This window comes from Aliishimia ponticola (genome assembly GCF_004803475.1).
Classification (GTDB): Bacteria; Pseudomonadota; Alphaproteobacteria; order Rhodobacterales; family Rhodobacteraceae; genus Aliishimia; species Aliishimia ponticola.
In genome coordinates this window covers 297478-315147 of sequence record NZ_SRKY01000005.1, presented here as the reverse complement: position 1 = coordinate 315147, position 17670 = coordinate 297478, and the positions used below count along the sequence as shown (strand labels likewise).

Sequence of the window (17670 nt, the reverse complement as noted above, 5' to 3'; positions counted from 1 at the left end):
TCGGGCCGAAACCCTAAGAGCGCGATATGCAGTTGTTTGTTCATCGAAATGAACCAAACCGCCCACATATCTCTTCAGATACCATCAATTTCAAATAGCGTAGAGCCAAATAAAGACTGGATGCGCCCTTTACTCTCTGGCGCGCCCCGCCTCAATTGCCTCTGATATCGTTCCGCCTCGTCTGCACCGGCTTGCGCCGCCGCCCCGTCTGGCGTCCCGTCGTGCGCCTCAGCGCCGCCGGTGAAGGGGCTTTTACGGATACCCACCAAAACCCGCAACCCCTTTTTTCATCCAAGAGCGCATTTTTTCGAAAAAATCGCAAAATCATTTAATATCAGTATGTTACGAAGGCGATTTTCGTGAGACCCCAGAAACGCCGTGAACTTACCCCAAGGAAGCTTGGGCCATTTTCAGGGGCTAGAAGACCGCCGTTCGAGTTACCTACAGACTTATCCCCAGAAGAGCGTGGATTTGGCCCTGAATCAGCCCCGACTCGACGTGAATCGGGCCGGAAAAAATCGCGTAGCCAGCTGCGAAGCGCCCGACTCGTCGAATCCTGGCGCGAGTCACGCGGGAAGTGGTGCCGCCTAGCCTAGCACATCACCAAGGCGACCTGTTGGTGCGTGCGATTGTAGGTAAGATAGCGATAGCGCTTGCCCGTCTCGGCGATGAACTCCTGAAACGCGCGGAACTCACCGTCTTCCCAGCCAGTGTAGTTGAAGTATTCATCGAACACGATGACCGCGCCCGGCATTAGCCTGTCCGCCAAGAGGGTCAGAACCGTGCGCGCCGAAGAATACAAATCACTATCTATGTGCAGATAGGCAACCGGCTGACCGGCGGGCACCTGTGTCAGAAACTGGGGAAGCGTGTCGGCAAACCAACCGGTGTGGAGCGTGACCGCCTTGGACACACTGGGCGGTGTCTGCCGTGCAAAGGCGGCAGTGTCGTAGCCATCGCGCCAGGGTTCGGGCAGACCTTCGAAGGAATCGAACCCGTTTACGGTCCAATCGCGCTGCGCTGCGATATAGTTCGCCGTCGTCCCACTATATACGCCGAATTCCAGACACAGTCCGTCCTGGAGAGATACTTCCGCAATCGCCCGATCATGTACCGCGCGCCATGTGTCCACCGATTGAACCTGCGCCATATTCTCACGCACATATGTCGCGGTGCTTTGGGTGGCCTGCGCCTGCAGGGTCAGCCCGACGTCGGAAACGGCGCTTTGGTAATCAGTCAGAAACCGGGCCCGCCGCCGGGCGCTGCGCCACCGACGCAGTCTTTGCAGGATAGAGGCCATCGCACTTACTCATTCGCTTTACCGCAAATGCAGCGTTCCACCGCAATGGGAAAAGAGCAAGCGTCACGGCACCGCCTTGGACACCCGCCGCGACTGTTTGGGAAGGAACCGCAATCCGATCAGCAGCCCGATCACGGCCAGGTAGATCAGCGGTTCAAACTGGAACCCTTTTCGCACCATTACGAAATGAACTCCGGCCAGCAGCACGGCGGCATAGGTCAGACGGTGCAGCTTGACCCATCGTGGACCAAGCTTGCGAACACTCAGATTGTTCGATGTCACCGCCAGCGGGATCATCAACACGAACCCCGCCATGCCGATGGTGATATAGGGCCGTTTCAGGATGTCCGCCCAAATCTGGCTGAGGATCTGCACATCCAGCACCAGCCAGACCAACAGGTGCAGCGCGACATATGTAAAGGCCAGCAAGCCAAGCGCCCGACGAAACCGCAGCAGATTGATTCCGAAAAACCGTCGCAGTGGCGTGATACACAGCCCAAGGATCAACAGCTTCAGCGCGATCTCACCCAGCTCATGCTCCAACGCCTCGATCGGCTCACGCCCCAGACCGCCTGTCGCCGCAAGATACAGCAGCGCCGGAACCGGCAGCAACGCGACCAGCCAAACGGCCCAGACAGGGATATGCCGCATCCATCCGTTCAGCTTGGCCGCAAGCATCAGTAGTTCTCGCGCAGGTCCATCCCGGCATAGAGAGAGGCGACCTCTTCCTCATACCCGTTGAACATGAGCGTCGGCTGCTTGCGCGCGAACAACCCGCCGCCGATGACCCGCTCGCTCGCCTGACTCCAACGGGGGTGGTCAACCTGCGGGTTCACGTTCGAATAAAACCCATACTCGCTTCCCAGCGCGGTATTCCACGCGGTCGGCGGTTGCGTATCAGTCAGCGTGATCCGCACCACGGATTTGATCGACTTGAACCCGTATTTCCACGGCACCACCAGTCGCAGCGGCGCACCATTCTGATTGGGAATGTCCTTGCCGTAGATGCCTGTCGCCATGATCGTCAGCGGGTGCATCGCCTCGTCCAGCCGCAGCCCTTCGACATAGGGCCACTTGAGAACCGGGAAGCGCTGGCCGGGCATTTCTTCGGGACGGTAGAGCGTTTCGAAGGCGACGTATTTCGCGCCGCTTTGCACGCCCGCCATGGCGAGCAGGTCCGCTAGTTCAAAGCCGTTCCACGGAATGACCATCGACCACGCTTCGACACAGCGGAAACGGTAGATCCGTTCCTCGACGGTCATCGCGTTCATGATGTCTTCGAAAGCGTACTCGCCCGGCTTGTCCACCAAGCCGTCGATGCGCACCGTCCAAGGATCGGTCGTCAGCGTGTGCGCATTGCGCGCGGGATCGTCCTTGCCCGTGCCGAATTCATAGAAATTGTTGTATTGCGTGATGTCTTCCCAAGGGTTTGGCTCTAGGGTTTCGCTGCGCGCTGTCCCGGCAAGCCCCATCAGACCCAGACCAATCCCCGCCCCGATAAAGCGCCGCCGGTCGAGATACGCAGCCTCCGGCGTGATGTCCCGTTCGGTCAATGTGTTCTTCCAGCGGTTGGCCATGAAGGTCTCCTTAAGCGTCCGTGATAGGTATATGTCCTGTTTTGATGCTCCGGCAAACGGCCCTCACGCAGAGTTTTGTATCCGTAACATGGCGGTGACCCTGCCTTGGCTATGGTATAGACGTTCTTGAAGGCACCGATCCGCCCGTGGAACGCCCCGGCGGACAACATGGGGGTCGGGCGCTTTCAACGGGTCTGTTTCGGGGGGCAGGTTTTGACGTCGGTTCGTCTTCGGCTTTTGGTGCTGGCGCTGGCCCCCGTGGTGGTTTTGCTACCGCTTGCCCTGTTGATCGCCATCACAAGATGGAGCGCGGATTACGACGAACTTCTGATCTCCAAGGTGGAAAGCGATCTGCGCATCGCCGAACAATATCTGGCGCGGCTGATGGTCGAAACCAGCGACGACTTGCTCGCGGTCGCCGGCTCTGTCGATTTTGCGCTGGCGCTCACCGCCGGTAATGGCGAAGGTCGCGCGTTCTTTGATGCGAAACGCGACGAACTGGGGCTGGATTTTCTGTACTATCTATCCGCCGATGACGCACGCGCCGCAGCCGAACGCTGGCCCGTGATCGCGACCGCGCTGACAGGGCAGTCGGACACGCAGATCGACGTCTTCTCGGCAAAGGACTTGGAGACACTGTCACCCGAGCTCGCCGCCCGCGCCAAGATCCCCCTGATAGAGACACAAGCCGCCGTACCCACAGGCCGCGCCGTCGAGGATCGCGGCATGGTGCTGCACGCGACGAACCCCGTCCGCATCGCCGGGCGTACCGGCGTTCTGGTCGGGGGCGTCCTGCTGAACCGCAACCTGCAATTCATCGATACGATCAACGCATTAGTCTATCTGAACGCGGTCACGGGCGGCGAATTGCAGGGCACCGCGACGCTGTTTCTGGACGATGTGCGCGTTTCGACGAATGTGCGCCTGTTCGAAGAAGTACGCGCCCTTGGCACGCGGGTATCGGCGGTGGTGCGCGGCGCCGTTCTGGACGACGGGAAAACGTGGCTGAACCGCGCATTCGTGGTGAATGACTGGTATATCTCCGGCTATCTTCCCCTCACCGACAGTTTCGGCAAGCGTGTCGGGATGCTGTATGTCGGGTTTCTCGAAGCGCCCTTCGCCGCCGACAAACAGGCGGCGATCTGGTCCGTCGGCGCGGCGCTGGCCGGGGTCCTGGTGCTGACCGTACCCGCTTTTCTATGGCTGGCGCGGGGCGTTTTCACCCCGCTTGAGCGGATGACCGACACGATGCGCAAAGTCGGCCGGGGCGATTTGTCCGCGCGCAATGGCCAAGTGGCCCGGCGCGACGAAATCGGGCAAGTGTCGTCGCATCTCGACGATCTTCTGGATCAGGTGCAAGAGCGGGACGAACGCTTGCGATCCTATGCCGAAGACCTAAACGTCCTTGTCGATCAGCGCACGGCGGAACTGCGCACCGCGAACGAGAAGTTGGAAGAGACCTATCGCCAACTGGTGATGAGCGAAAAGCTCGCCGCGATTGGCGAGATCACCGCCGGTGTCGCGCATGAGATCAACAACCCCGTGGCGGTAATACAGGGCAATATGGACGTGGTGCGCGCCACGCTGGGCGATGATGCCAATCTGGTTGAAACGGAACTCACCTTGGTGGACCGCCAGATCGCACGGATTCAAGCCATTGTCGGCAAGCTACTGAAATTCGCGCGCCCCGGAGATTTCGCGGAATATACCAGCGCGGTATCGCTTGCCGGGGTGGTCGAAGACTGTCTCGTACTGGTGGATCACGTGCTGAGCAAAGGCCATATCGACGTCAAATGCACGCTCGGGGACGCGCCTTTTGTGCAGGCCGATCCGGGCGAGTTGCAACAGGTTGTCGTGAACCTTGTGATGAACGCCGCGCAGGCGATGGGGCATGATGGCACGCTCGAATTGCGGCTGGAGGCGCAGGAAAGGAACGGACAGGCCGGTGTCCGCCTGACCGTTGCGGATACCGGGCCGGGAATCCCCGAGGATAAGATCGGGTCGGTGTTCGATCCGTTCTTCACGACTAAACAGGCCGAAGGCACTGGGCTGGGCCTGTCGATCAGTCAGGCCTTGGTTCAGCGCGCCGGGGGGCTGATCACCGTGCGCAACCGCGACGAGGGCGGGGCCGCCTTCGACATCTGGCTTCCCGCAGCAGACGAGGCGGAGCATGACAGCGCGCTTTAACCGGCTTCTAGTCCACCGGCAAAACGTCAACGTAGTGTTTGGTATCGTGCCCACCTGAAGAGCGCATGACCCCCCGCACAGGCGACACGTCTGAGTAGTCCCGACCATAGGCCACGATGATATGGTCATCTTCGACCATGATCGCATTGGTCGGGTCATACTCGATCCAGCCCATATCCGTGCCGCACCACGCGCGCACCCAGGCATGCATGGCATCAGCCCCTTCCATGCGTTTTTGCCCCGGCGGCGGCACCGTGCGCAGAAACCCGGACACATAGCCCGCGGGAATGCCAATGCCCCGCAGGCAGGCGATCATGATATGGCTGAAGTCCTGGCACACCCCGTGACGATGGGCGAAGGCTTCGGCGGCAGGCGTGTCCACATCCGTGGCTGCCGCATCGAAATCAAGGTAATCATGCAACGCGCGACCAATGGCCTGCACCGCGCTGAGCGTGCTCATTCCTTCGATGATCTGCTGACGCGCGAATTCCGTCATCTCTGCCGCTGGCGCCACGCGCGGCGACCGGCCAAGGAAGTGGTGCGGCGCATCGGGCGCAAGGCTTTGAATGGCGTCGATATCCGAGCCGAGCGTGGCGAGGCCGGCGGAAATATCCATCCCAAGAGGAGAGGACCGCCGATTGACCTTGGTCTTGAGCGACATGGTGATCGCGTCAATCGCTTCCAGATGGGACACCCATGTGGCGATGTTACCGAAGAAATCCGGCCCGTCCCAACGCTCCTGCGGCATCGGGTCCACGGTCAGCAGGCTTGCAGTCACGTCTTGCACGCCGGGGACATGCAGCGGCAACAGATGCAGCAGATTGCGCGCATGATCGGACGCACCGTCATAGCTGTATTCGATCGTCAACGTGATGTCGTACTGCACGGCGCTACCTCAGATAGATCGACCACAGGACATCCGAGGCGCGGGACAGCTCCATGCGCAAGGCTCCAAGGTCATCGGCAGTCAGATACTCCGCATCCGCAACAGCGAACTTGGCTTGCAGCGGCAGGATGATCCGTTCCAATTCGGACGGGCGCCCATCGGTGCCTTTGGGCAAAAAGCGCGCCAGTTCGAGTATCTGGTCCAGTTGAAACAGCGCAGAGCGTGGATTGAACGGATCGCAGATCAACAGATCGCGCACGCTTTGCGGCGATGGCGATCCCCGGAACCGGCGGCGATGGGTCATCGCGTTGTCGCCCAGTTCAATCGCGATTTCGCAGCAGCCTTGCGGCGCGCCGGGATCGGCGAACACGATGGTGCTCATCGCGATACTGTCGCAGCGTTCCAGCGCCCGCCCAAGCGCAAGAAAGCGCCACCCGGCGGAACGGTACATGTTCTCCTGCACCAGACCAGAGAACCCGGTGACCTTGCGCAGCAGGATGCTCATCGCACGGGCGCAATCGTCTCCCGGCGCGGCAGAGCGTTCCAGCCGTTCAATGGATTTTCCGATATCTTGCAGCGCTTCCCACCCGTCCGGGGAAAAGCGGTCGCGCACTTTGCTGGCGCAGTTATGGGCGGAAGACAGCAGGCTCATCAGCGCCGACGGGATCGTCGCGTCCATGGCAATGCCGACATTGCCCATGAACCCGCCAAGGGTGAACAGGCGCGGGTCTTCCGGGTCGCCGGTTTCTGCCAGACGCAGGTGGTAGGCCCGGATCATGCGCAGCGCCGCGTCGATACGTTCGACGTACCGCCCCAGCCAGAACAGGTTCTCTGCGGCGCGGCTGGGCAGGGCTTCGGGCTCGATCCGCGCAGCACTGCTTTCGACAACAGGCTGACTTGCGGGCACTGGCGCGTCGCTGACGACCCAGACATCGGCCACCGAACCGCCATGCTGCATGGCCATGGCCGTGGCCGCGTCCGACAAACCAAACCGGGCATAGCCGCCGGGCATGAAGTTCCAGCCATTCGGCGTGCGCGCCGCGGTGACGCGCACCGTCATCGGGCGCGGCATCAGCTTGCCATCCACATAGGCGGGCGCCGTCGATACGGTCACAAGCTCCTGCCCGACCAGGCCTTTACCCTCGGCATCGATCCACGCCTCCAACTTGTCGGGGCCCGCATCCCGCATCGCCTCGCTTTGTGCCGTGGTGGCCCCGACATCGAAGGGCAGATCAAGATCCCGCGCGCCTCCGATCATCATCCGGTCCAGATTGGTTTTGACGTAATCGCGCGCCGAAGACTGGCCACACCACCACGTTGCAATATTGGGCATCTGCAACGGCGCGCCCGTCAGTTCCTTGCTGATACGCGGCAGGAACGCCATCATCGCCCGCATTTCAAGAATGCCCGAGCCGAGCGCATTGATCATATCGATCGATTCCTGGCGCAGGGCGTTGACCAGCCCCGGCGTGCCAAGCTGCGAATCCTCGCGCAATTCCAGCGGATCGAGATAGTCGGAATCGACCCGCCTCCAGATCGCGCCCAAGGGCTCTGGCCCTTCGACGGTACGCACCATGACCTCGCCATCGCGCACCAGCATGTCCTCGCCCTCCAGCAAGAGCAGGCCGAGATACCGCGCAATATAGGTGTGTTCGAAATAGCCCGCATTGTTCGGACCCGGCGTCAGGATCGCGGCGCGGCGTCCCTGTTTGCCCGGCAGCTGGTCCATCGCGTCGCGGAACGACCGGAAGAAGCCGGAAAGCCGATGCACATTGCTGCGCGGATAGAGATCGTTGAAGATCCGCGTGGTGGCAATCCGGTTCTCAAGCGCGAACCCGGCCCCGGACGGCGCTTGCGTTCGGTCGCCCAATACGAACCACGTCCCATCGGGGTTTCGACTGATCTCGAACGAGACCTGATGCAGAAAGTGCCCCGACGCGGGTTTGACCCCGACAAGCGGGCGCAGCCACTCAGGCGAATGGGCGATCAGTTCGGCAGGCAGGTGCCCGTCGGAAATCAGCCGAGCCGGACCGTAAAGATCGGCCATGACCATCTCCAGCAGGTCGGCGCGCTGGGTCAGGCCGGCGCAAATGGCAGCCCACTCATCTTCATGGATGATCACCGGAACCGGGCTAAGCGGCCATTCACGCTCTGGCGCGGGGATGGTCGAATACTGCCGGAAATAGACGCCCGCATCGCGCAGGTATTTCGGACCACGGGCAAAATGCTCTTCGATCACGTCCGGGGTGCGACATGACAGATGTTCGATCAGCAGGTTCCACACCGGACGGATCGCGCCATTCGTGTCGAAAAGCTCGTCAGCCACGCCGGGCTTGGGCCGGTACTCTGCCAGAATGTCAGGCAGCGCTACCGGAGGGGGCGCGACGTGGCCAGTCATTTAGGTCAGGCCCGGAGAGCGTCTAAGGTCGAGTGTCATCGGGAACTCCGGATGCGGATGCTCCGGCGCGGGCCGGTAGTCGCCCGAACTATGTCCGAAGGGTTCGAACCGCGCAAGCCGCCGCGCTTCGGCCTCGTTTCCGTTGACCGGGAAGGTATCGTAATTCCGCCCGCCCGGATGGGCCACATGATAGGTGCATCCGCCAATCGCACGACCGGTCCAGCTGTCATAGATGTCGAAGGTCAAAGGCGCATTGACCGGCAGCACCGGATGCAGCGCCTCGGGCGGTTGCCACGCCTTGAACCGGACGCCGCCCACGGCCTCACCGGAGGTTTCGGCACGGGTCAGCGGCACGGGCCGCCGATTGCACATCACCTGATACCGGTCGGGGTACAGCGTCGTCAGCTTGACCTGCAACCGCTCCACCGAACTGTCGGTATAACGCACAGTGCCGCCAATTGCGCCCGTTTCGCCCAGCACATGCCAGGGTTCCAACGCCTGTTTCAGTTCCAGCTTGGTGTTCTCGACCTCGACCTCGCCGCAGAACGGGAAGCGGAACTCGGCCTGCGCCTCGTACCAGACCGGATCGAAATCATAGCCGTGCCGGCTGAGATCGGCGAGCAGGTCCAGGAAATCCTGCCACAGGAAATGCGGCAGCATGAACCGGTCATGCAGCACCGTGCCCCACCGGATCGGCGTCCCGTAGATGGGGGCGTTCCAGCAGCGGGCGATGATCGCCCGGATCAGCAACTGCTGGGCAAGGTTCATGCGCGGATGGGGCGGCATCTCGAAGCCGCGGAACTCCACCAGCCCCAACCGCCCGGTTGGACCATCGGGAGAGTAGAGCTTGTCGATGCAGATTTCGGCGCGGTGCGTGTTGCCGGTAACATCCGTCAGCATATTGCGCAGCAGCCGGTCGGTCAGCCAAGGCATCGGGGCCGGACCCTGACCCGGTGCCGGGAACTGGGCCAAAGCCATCTCAAGCTCGTAGAGCGTGTCATGCCGGGCTTCGTCGATCCGCGGGGCCTGACTGGTCGGACCGATGAAAAGCCCCGAAAAGAGATAGGACAAGGACGGGTGCCGCTGCCACATGAGGATCAACGATTTCAGCACATCCGGGCGGCGCAGGAACGGGCTGTCATTGGGCGTCTCGCCGCCCACGACCACGTGATTGCCCCCACCTGTGCCCGTGTGACGGCCATCGATCATGAATTTATCCGCACCCAGCCGACATTCACGCGCCTCGGCATAGATCGCTTCCGTCGTGGCGACGCAGTCATCCCAGCTATGGGCCGGGTGAATGTTCACCTCGATCACGCCGGGATCGGGCGCAACACGGATCACGTTGAGCCGGGGATCATGCGGCGGGGCATACCCTTCGATGTGGATCGGCAGCTTCATTTCCTTTGCCGCCTCCTCTGCCACCGCAAGCAGGTCGAGATAGGCTTCGACATCCTCGACCGGGGGCATGAAGACGCATAGGCGCCCATCGCGCGGCTCGACCGAGATCGCCGTGCGCACCGCGCCGCCGATGGCCGTGTCCTGTTCCACGATGGTCTGACGCGGACCTTCAGCGGCAGGTGCAGAGACCGGCTGCGTATGGCCCTTGGTAGGTTTCGGCAACGCCTCGCCCGCTTCCTCATGGTAATCAGGCAAGGGACCGCGCGGCACGGTCGGATCGGTGACATTGGTGTAGGGAAATTGCGAGGCGGACAGATGCGGCAGCGTGCCCAGAGGCAAACGATAGCCCAGCGCACTGTCGCCCGGGACAAGGAACACCTTTCCGCGCCGCAGCTTCCAGCGTTCGGACAGCCAGCGCGGCCCGGTCGCCTTTGATTGCCAGCGCTGCACCGGCAGGACGTACCCGGCAGGTTCCGTCAGGCCGCGCTCGAACACCTTGGCGATGCGGGCGCGTTCCTCCGGGTCTTTCAACTTGGAATTTTCCGGCGTCACGTTTTCCGGCAGATTGCCTTCCTTGATGATCCACTCGGCCGGGTCCTCATAGGCGGGCACGACGAAATCGGTTTCCAATCCCAGCTTTTCGGCCATCACCGTCAGAAACTTGGCAGAGCTTTCCGCATCCGCGCCCGTTTCGGCATCCTCGGTCGCCACAAGGTCTTCATCGGCCCAGACCGGCTTGCCATCGCGGCGCCAATACAGCGAGAATGTCCAGCGTGGCAGGGTTTCCCCCGGATACCACTTGCCCTGCCCGTAATGCAGGAACCCACCCGGCGCGAACTTGTCACGCAGACGGCGGATCAGCTTGTCCGCAAGGCCACGCTTCGTCGGGCCGACGGCGGCGGTGTTCCATTCATCGCTTTCGAAATCGTCGATGGACACGAAGGTCGGCTCGCCGCCCATCGTCAGACGCACATCGCCTGCCTCCAGATCGGCATCGACCTTGCGCCCCAGCGTATTCAGCCGTTCCCACGCATCGTCGGAGAACGGCTTGGTGATGCGCGGGTGTTCCGAAACGCGCTGCACGGTCATGTCGAAGTCGAAATTCACCTCGGGCGCGCCGTTGCTGGTAAAGCCCCCGGCAATCGGCGCGGCATTGCGGTAATGCGGCGTGGCGGCCAGCGGAATGTGGCTTTCCCCTGTCAGCAGACCGCTTGTCGGGTCCAGGCCGACCCAGCCGGCACCGGGAATGTAAACCTCGACCCAGGCATGAAGATCGGTGAAATCGACCTCAGTTCCCGATGGACCATCCAGCGATTTCACATCCGGTTTAAGCTGGATCAGATACCCTGACACAAAGCGCGCGGCGAACCCCAGATGCCGCAGGGTCTGCACCAGAAGCCAGCTGGAATCCCGGCAAGACCCGCGCTTGACCTGCAGCGTCTCCTCGGGCGTCTGCACGCCCGGCTCCATCCGGATGGTATAGTCGATCTCCTCGGACACACGCTGGTTGAGCGCGACAAGGAAGTCGACCGTTCCGGGAATGTCGAACTTGATGGACCCAAGGAATTGCGCAAGCAGCGGGCCCTCTGGCTCGGGCGTGCGATAGATCACAAGGTCTTCCTTGAGGTCTTCGGGATACTCGAACGGCCAGTCTTTCGCGGTTTCATCGACGAAGAAGTCGAACGGATTATAGACCGTCATATCGGCGACCAGGTCGACCTCGATCTTGAATTCGCGCACGGGCTCCGGAAAAACGAAGCGGCTCAGCCAGTTACCGTAAGGGTCTTGCTGGTGGTTCACGAAATGCCCACCGGGGCTGACCTTCAGCGAATGCGACAGAACGCGCGTGCGGCTGTGCGGCGCTGGACGGAGGCGGATGATCTGCGGCGATAGCGTGACCAACCGGTCATAGGTGTAGTGAGTCAGGTGATGAATACTTGCATGAATAGCCATTTTGGCCGCCACCCCGGGATATTGCGTTCAACCCTTTATGGAAGAACTTCCCCGGATCGGCCAGAAACCATTCACCGGCGCTGGGAAAAGCATCGCGTGACGCAGGTTTTGCCCAACAATCCGTCATGCCATGCAGTCGCTTGGGCTGAGTGCGCACGCCGTTCATGCAAAACGCCGCGCTTCGATGGGCCCGATTGACAAAGACCCCCGAAGGCGCGGCGCGAGACGCCACCGACGCGAAAGCCGGTGACGCTCTGGCCCGAAATCAGAACGGGCTGTCAGGGTAGTAGAAGTCCATGGCGTTCTCCGGCGTGACCAGCACAGAGCCGATGACGAAGGTGCCAGAGACCGGCGCGTTGGAGGTCAGGCCAACCGCCGTCAGTTCGATCGCCGTGGCAATCATCGAGGGCGGGTAGGTCACATTCGCCGGGATCATTTCATCGCCGTCGGCGGTGCGCTTGATCATCTCTTTCATACCCGCGCCGCCCAGAACGAACTGGACATCGTCCCGCCCTGCGGCCTCGATCGCGGCCAGAACGCCAATCGCCATGTCATCGTCCGAGGCCCAGACCGCGTCGATCTTGTCGTATTTCGACAGGAAGTCCTGCATCACGTTGAAGCTGTCATCGCGGTTCCAGTTCCCGTGCTGCATGTCGAGAACATTGATACCCGATCCCTTGATCGCTTCGGAAAAGGCATCGACGCGTTCATTGTCGATGGTGGTCGGGATGCCGCGGAACACGACGATGTCGCCGCCATCTTGCATCTTGGACACCATGTATTCGCCCGACACCCGGCCAAAGCCAGAATTGTCGCCCGCGACATACAGGTCTTCGATACCCGGCACCGACAGCCCCCGGTCAACCACTGTGACCCATGCGCCGCTTTCGGACACGGCCTGCACCGGCGGCGTCAGCGGATCGGATTCGAAGGGCAGCACGACCAGCGCGCTGATGTTGCGCGTCGCCATCATGTCTTCGATATCGTTGACCTGCTTGCCGGGGTCCGACGCGGTGGCCAGCACGAAATCAAGCTGCGGATACACCTCTTCAAGGCGTTCGACCGTCTGCTGCGCATGGAAGTTCATGCCCCCAGCCCAGCCATGGGTGGCCGCCGGGATCGAGACACCAATGACTTTGACGTCCTCGGCAAGGGCGGCTGTGCTGACAGCGGCTGCCATTATGCCCGCCAGTATGGTCCTTGTATGTTTCATTTCTTTTCCTCCCATTGAAATGGATGTGCGGCCTAACTTGCCGACTTTCCTTCGCGCTGCAGAATCACAGCGAGAATGATGATCACGCCCTGAATCGCACCGTTGAGATAGGGCGAAACAAAGTCCGTGAGATTGAGAATGTTGCCGATCAGGGTCAGGATCAGCACGCCGATGACGGTGCCCCAAACACGGCCAAAGCCCCCTTTGAGCGCGGTGCCGCCAATGATCACGGCAGCGATGGCTTCAAGCTCCCACAGCACACCGGTCGAGGACGAGGCCGATCCAAGGCGCGGCACGTACATGATGGTTGCAATGCCGACCAACACGCCCAGCGCCGCATAAGAGATCAGCCGCGTGCGCTTGACGCTGACATTGGAATAGCGCGCGACCTCTTCGTTCGACCCGGTGGCCGCGCAGTGACGCCCATAGACAGAGCGCGACATCACGATCTCACCGATGATCACGACAAGCGCGAACACGATGATCGGCCAGCTGATACCGAGAATACCGTCGAAATAGACCGGGCGGTAAAACGTACGCAGCGAGAAATCGAGCGACAAGGTGCCGCCATCGGCAAGCCATGTCACAAGCGACCGGTAGATGCCCATCGACCCCAATGTGACGATAAAGGCTTCGATCCCCAGCGCCGTGATCAGATATCCGTTCAACAGCCCCGCAAGCAGCCCCGCGACAAGTGCCACCGCCATGCCCAGCAGGATGATTGGCACCCCGACGCCCATGGTCGGCAAAGCCGCGTTCATCACCAGGATCATCAGCCCCGCAATGAAGGCCGCCATCGATCCCACGGACAGATCCAGCCCCCCGGCGGTGATTACGAATGTCATGCCCACGGCGATGATGCCGATAAAGGCGGACCGGGCCAGAACGTTCGTGATGTTGCCCGCGCTTAGAAAATTCGGGTTCAGCAGCGCGCCGATAAGGATCAGCACCACCAGTGCAAGGATCGGGCCGAGCACCGACATCGACGGCATTCGCCGGGTCTTGGAAGAAGGTTGCGTGGCGTCGGTCATCAAATTTCCTCAGGCAAGTTCAGTGTTGGGGGCAGATTGCGGATCAAGCCCCATGGACAGCCGGACAATGGTGTCTTCGTCGATCGCCGCGCCGGAAACCGTGCCGCTTACACGGCCCAGCCGCATGACCATGACCCTGTCCGACAGGCCAATCAGTTCCGGCATCTCTGACGAGATCACGACAATCGCGTGCCCCTCGGCGGCAAGCCGGCGCAGGCACGCGTAAATCTGTTGCTTGGTGCCGATATCGATGCCGCGTGTCGGCTCGTCGATGATAAGCACTCGCGGCTCCGACAGCATGACCTTGGCCAGCAGCAGCTTTTGCTGATTGCCGCCGGACAGGTTGCCCACGGCGATGGCCCGGTCCCCTGCGCGAATGTCGAAGTCGATGATCGCCTTACTCAGCGCGGCGTCTTCGCTTTTCGTATCGACGAAGAACCGCCCGAACTTGTGCAAGGTCTGCAATGTCAGGTTTTCGCGCATCCCGCGTTCCAGCAACAGGCCACGCAGTTTGCGATCCTCGGTCAGATAGCACAGCCCAGCGGCCTGTGCCGCGCCGGGGCTGCGAAAGTTCTGCGGCTGCCCGAACAGCGTGACCGATTTCGCCGTTGCCGGGCGCAGCGCGACGAGTCCTTCCATCGCCTCGGTCCGGCCCGCGCCGATCAGCCCGCCGATACCAAGAATTTCACCCTGTCGCAGCTCGAACGATATGTCCTGCGCATAGCCCGGCACTGTCAGTTCCTCGACCGACAGAACCACCGGCGCCTCTACCGCAACGCCTGACTTCGGCGGATAAAGGTCAGAGACCGGTCGCCCCACCATCGCCGTGGCCATCGCGTCTTCGCTGATGTCCTGGCTGGGCCCCGAATGCACGACGGCACCATCGCGCATGACGGTAACGTGGTCGGAAATCTCGGCCACCTCATCCAGCTTGTGCGACGTGAACAGAACCGCTGTACCCGCCGCACGCAAGGCACGGACCTGATTGAAAAGGATGTCGGTCTCGCGGGTTGTCAGCACAGCGGTCGGCTCATCCATGACCAAAACCTGCGCGTCACGCGACAACGCCTTGGCGATCTCAACCATCTGCTTGTCCGAATTGGACAAACGCGACACCGGCGTATCGGGGTCCACATCGCAGCTGACGCGGGCCAGATGCGCAATCGCCTGACGCCGCATCTCTGCCTTGTCGAGCAACAGACCCCGCCGCAATTCGCGCCCAAGAAAGATGTTCTGCTCGACCGTCAACTGTTCGGCGAGGTTGAACTCCTGATGGATCATCACGATCCCCGCCATCTCGCCGTCATGGAGGCTGGCGAAGTGGACCTTTGCGCCGTCGAGTTCGATCCGCCCACTGCTGGGCGGCTGATAGCCGGCAAGGATTTTCATCGTCGTCGATTTGCCCGCGCCGTTCTCGCCGATCAACGCATGGACCTGCCCCGCAAACAGGGACAGGCTCACGTCGTGCAGGACTTCCGTCGGGCCGAAGCTCTTGCTGACCCCGTGCAAGGCGAGTTTGGCGGGCACGCTCACAGGGGCGTCCACGCGGCGTTATTGTCAGACGAGGTGACGCAGGCATTGATAAACCGCATCCCGTCCATGCCTGCGGCAACCCCCGGCAAGACGCCCATGGCCTCTTCACGTGTGGCCCCGCCCTGAACCGCGCGGATCGCATCGGCGGCTTCATTATACAGCGTGGCAAACCCCTCAAGATATCCTTCGGGATGGCCCGCCGGAATGCGGCTGACCGCCTGCCCGATCGCCGACGCACCGGGACCATTTCGGGTCAGCAGGCGCTTCGGCTCACCATGCGGGGTGAACCAGAGGTAATTGGGGTCTTCCTGACACCACTCAAGCCCGCCTTTTTCACCGTAGACCCGCAATTTCAGGCCGTTTTCATTGCCCGGAGCGACCTGGCTGGACCAAATCATCCCCCGCGCACCACCCGCAAACCGCAGCAGGATATGCGCGTTGTCATCAAGGCTGCGCCCCGCACCAAAACTTTGCAGATCGGCAGCCAGACTATCCACCGACAAACCGGTGACGAAACAGGCAAGGTTATGGGCGTGGGTGCCGATATCGCCAACCGATCCGCCCGCGCCGGACCGCGCCGGGTCCGTGCGCCACTCTGCCTGTTTCACGCCTTCGCTTTCCATCGGTGAGGTCAGCCAGTCCTGCGGATATTCCGCCTGCACGATCCGGATATCGCCCAGATCGCCCGCTGCGACCATCTCGCGGGCCTGCCGGATCATTGGATAGCCGGTATAGTTATGCGTCAGCATGAACAGCGCCGCGCTGTCGGTGACAGCCTGTTCCAGCTTGGCCGCATCTTCCATGGTCGAGGTCAGCGGCTTGTCGCAGATCACGTGGATGCCTTGGCGCAAGAACGCCATCGACGCCGCCGCATGGACGTGGTTGGGGGTGACGATGCTCACCGCCTCAATTCCGTCTTCGCGGGCGGCTTCGGCTGCGGCCATCTCGTCAAAACTGCCGTAAGAGCGCGGGATACCAAGCGCCTCGGCGCTTGCCGCCGATTTCTCCGGGGTGGAGGACAACGCCCCCGCCACCAATTGGAAACGGTCGTCGATGCGCGACGCGATCCGGTGAACCCCACCGATGAAGGCGTCATTGCCGCCGCCCACCATGCCCAGTCTGATACGCGCCATCACGAAATCCCCAGCATCTTGCGATTGGCGGCGTCGTCGGTGCCGCCATCGGCGAAATCGTCGAACGCCTTGTCCGTGACGCGGATGATGTGATCCTTGACGAATTGGGCGCCTTCACGCGCGCCGTCTTCGGGGTGTTTCAGGCAGCATTCCCATTCCACTACGGCCCAGCCATCGAAATCATTGGCCGCCATCTTCGAGAAAACCGCCCCGAAATCGACCTGCCCATCGCCAAGAGAGCGGAAACGCCCTGCCCGGTCGACCCAGCTTTGATAGCCCGAATAAACACCCTGCCGCCCGGTTGGATTGAACTCGGCATCTTTGACGTGGAACATCTTAATGCGGTCTTTGTAGATGTCGATATTATCAATGTAATCAAGACATTGAAGAACATAGTGGCTCGGGTCGTACAGCATGTTGCACCGGCTGTGATTGTCGACCCGTTCGAGGAACATCTCGAACGTCACACCATCATGCAGATCTTCGCCCGGATGGATTTCATAGCAAATATTGACGTCGTTCTCTTCCGCATGATCCAGTATCGGACGCCAGCGCGCGGCGAGCTCGTCAAATGCAGCCTCGATGAGACCGGCGGGGCGCTGCGGCCAAGGATAGACATAGGGCCACGCCAGCGCGCCGGAAAAGCTGACATGGTTCTTGATGCCCATATTGGCCGACGCGGTGATTGCCTTCATCACCTGATCGACCGCCCATTCCTGACGGGCCTTGGGATTGCCATGCACCGATGGATCGGCAAAGCCGTCAAAGCCCGCGTCATAGGCCGGATGCACCGCGACCAACTGGCCTTGCAAGTGGGTGGACAGCTCTGTCACCTCGACGCCGTTCTGGGCGGCCTGCCCCTTGAACTCATCGCAGTAATCCTTGCTCTCCGCCGCTTTGGCGAGGTCGAACAAACGGCCATCCCAGCTTGGCACCTGCACCCCCTTGTAACCGCAATCGGCGGCCCATTTGGTGATGCTGTCCCACGAGTTGAACGGTGCCTCGTCACCTGCGAATTGCGCCAGAAACAGCGCCGGTCCCTTGATGGTCTTCATGTT

12 protein-coding genes are annotated in these 17670 nt (G+C 61.4%); 1 reads left to right on the top strand and 11 read right to left on the bottom strand.

What is annotated here, in order from left to right; all coding sequences use genetic code 11:
• Positions 1-592: 592 nt before the first annotated feature.
• The 3 genes from E4Z66_RS18085 to msrP form a co-directional block, all read right to left on the bottom strand.
• Positions 593-1300, bottom strand: a complete 708-nt coding sequence (locus tag E4Z66_RS18085) for a class I SAM-dependent methyltransferase (RefSeq protein ID WP_136464456.1) — start codon at positions 1298-1300, stop codon at positions 593-595.
• A gap of 63 nt (positions 1301-1363) precedes the next feature.
• Positions 1364-1978 (bottom strand): protein-methionine-sulfoxide reductase heme-binding subunit MsrQ, encoded by a 615-nt coding sequence (msrQ, locus tag E4Z66_RS18080; RefSeq protein ID WP_136464455.1) that lies wholly within the window; start codon positions 1976-1978, stop codon positions 1364-1366.
• Positions 1978-2877, bottom strand: a complete 900-nt coding sequence (gene msrP / locus E4Z66_RS18075) for a protein-methionine-sulfoxide reductase catalytic subunit MsrP (RefSeq protein ID WP_136464454.1) — start codon at positions 2875-2877, stop codon at positions 1978-1980. Before msrP ends, msrQ begins: the two co-directional genes overlap by 1 nt.
• Before the next feature lie 213 nt (positions 2878-3090).
• Between msrP and E4Z66_RS18070 the strand changes: the two genes are divergently transcribed.
• On the top strand, positions 3091-5064 hold the full coding sequence (locus E4Z66_RS18070; RefSeq protein ID WP_136464482.1) for a sensor histidine kinase: 1974 nt from the start codon (positions 3091-3093) through the stop codon (positions 5062-5064).
• A gap of 7 nt (positions 5065-5071) precedes the next feature.
• On the opposite strand, the gene E4Z66_RS18065 is transcribed toward E4Z66_RS18070, so the two are convergent.
• The 8 genes from E4Z66_RS18065 to E4Z66_RS18030 form a co-directional block, all read right to left on the bottom strand.
• On the bottom strand, positions 5072-5950 hold the full coding sequence (locus tag E4Z66_RS18065; RefSeq protein WP_136464453.1) for a transglutaminase domain-containing protein: 879 nt from the start codon (positions 5948-5950) through the stop codon (positions 5072-5074).
• A gap of 4 nt (positions 5951-5954) precedes the next feature.
• On the bottom strand, positions 5955-8348 hold the full coding sequence (locus E4Z66_RS18060) for a circularly permuted type 2 ATP-grasp protein (RefSeq protein WP_136464452.1): 2394 nt from the start codon (positions 8346-8348) through the stop codon (positions 5955-5957).
• Entirely contained in the window at positions 8349-11702 is a 3354-nt protein-coding gene (locus tag E4Z66_RS18055) for a transglutaminase family protein (RefSeq protein WP_136464451.1), read from the bottom strand. It lies immediately after the preceding gene.
• Positions 11703-11967: 265 nt separating this feature from the next.
• Positions 11968-12915: an ABC transporter substrate-binding protein gene (locus E4Z66_RS18050; protein WP_136464450.1), complete on the bottom strand. Its 948-nt coding sequence runs from the start codon at positions 12913-12915 to the stop codon at positions 11968-11970.
• A 32-nt stretch (positions 12916-12947) separates the two neighbouring features.
• Positions 12948-13946 carry an ABC transporter permease gene (locus E4Z66_RS18045; RefSeq protein WP_136464449.1) on the bottom strand — a complete coding sequence of 333 codons (999 nt, stop codon included), beginning with the start codon at positions 13944-13946 and terminating at the stop codon, positions 12948-12950.
• Positions 13947-13955: 9 nt separating this feature from the next.
• A complete protein-coding gene (locus tag E4Z66_RS18040) occupies positions 13956-15479 on the bottom strand; it encodes a sugar ABC transporter ATP-binding protein (RefSeq protein ID WP_136464448.1) in 1524 nt (507 codons plus the stop codon).
• Positions 15476-16612 (bottom strand): Gfo/Idh/MocA family protein, encoded by a 1137-nt coding sequence (locus E4Z66_RS18035; RefSeq protein ID WP_211097188.1) that lies wholly within the window; start codon positions 16610-16612, stop codon positions 15476-15478. Before E4Z66_RS18035 ends, E4Z66_RS18040 begins: the two co-directional genes overlap by 4 nt.
• A complete protein-coding gene (locus tag E4Z66_RS18030; protein ID WP_136464447.1) occupies positions 16612-17667 on the bottom strand; it encodes a sugar phosphate isomerase/epimerase family protein in 1056 nt (351 codons plus the stop codon). Before E4Z66_RS18030 ends, E4Z66_RS18035 begins: the two co-directional genes overlap by 1 nt.
• Positions 17668-17670 lie beyond the last annotated feature (3 nt).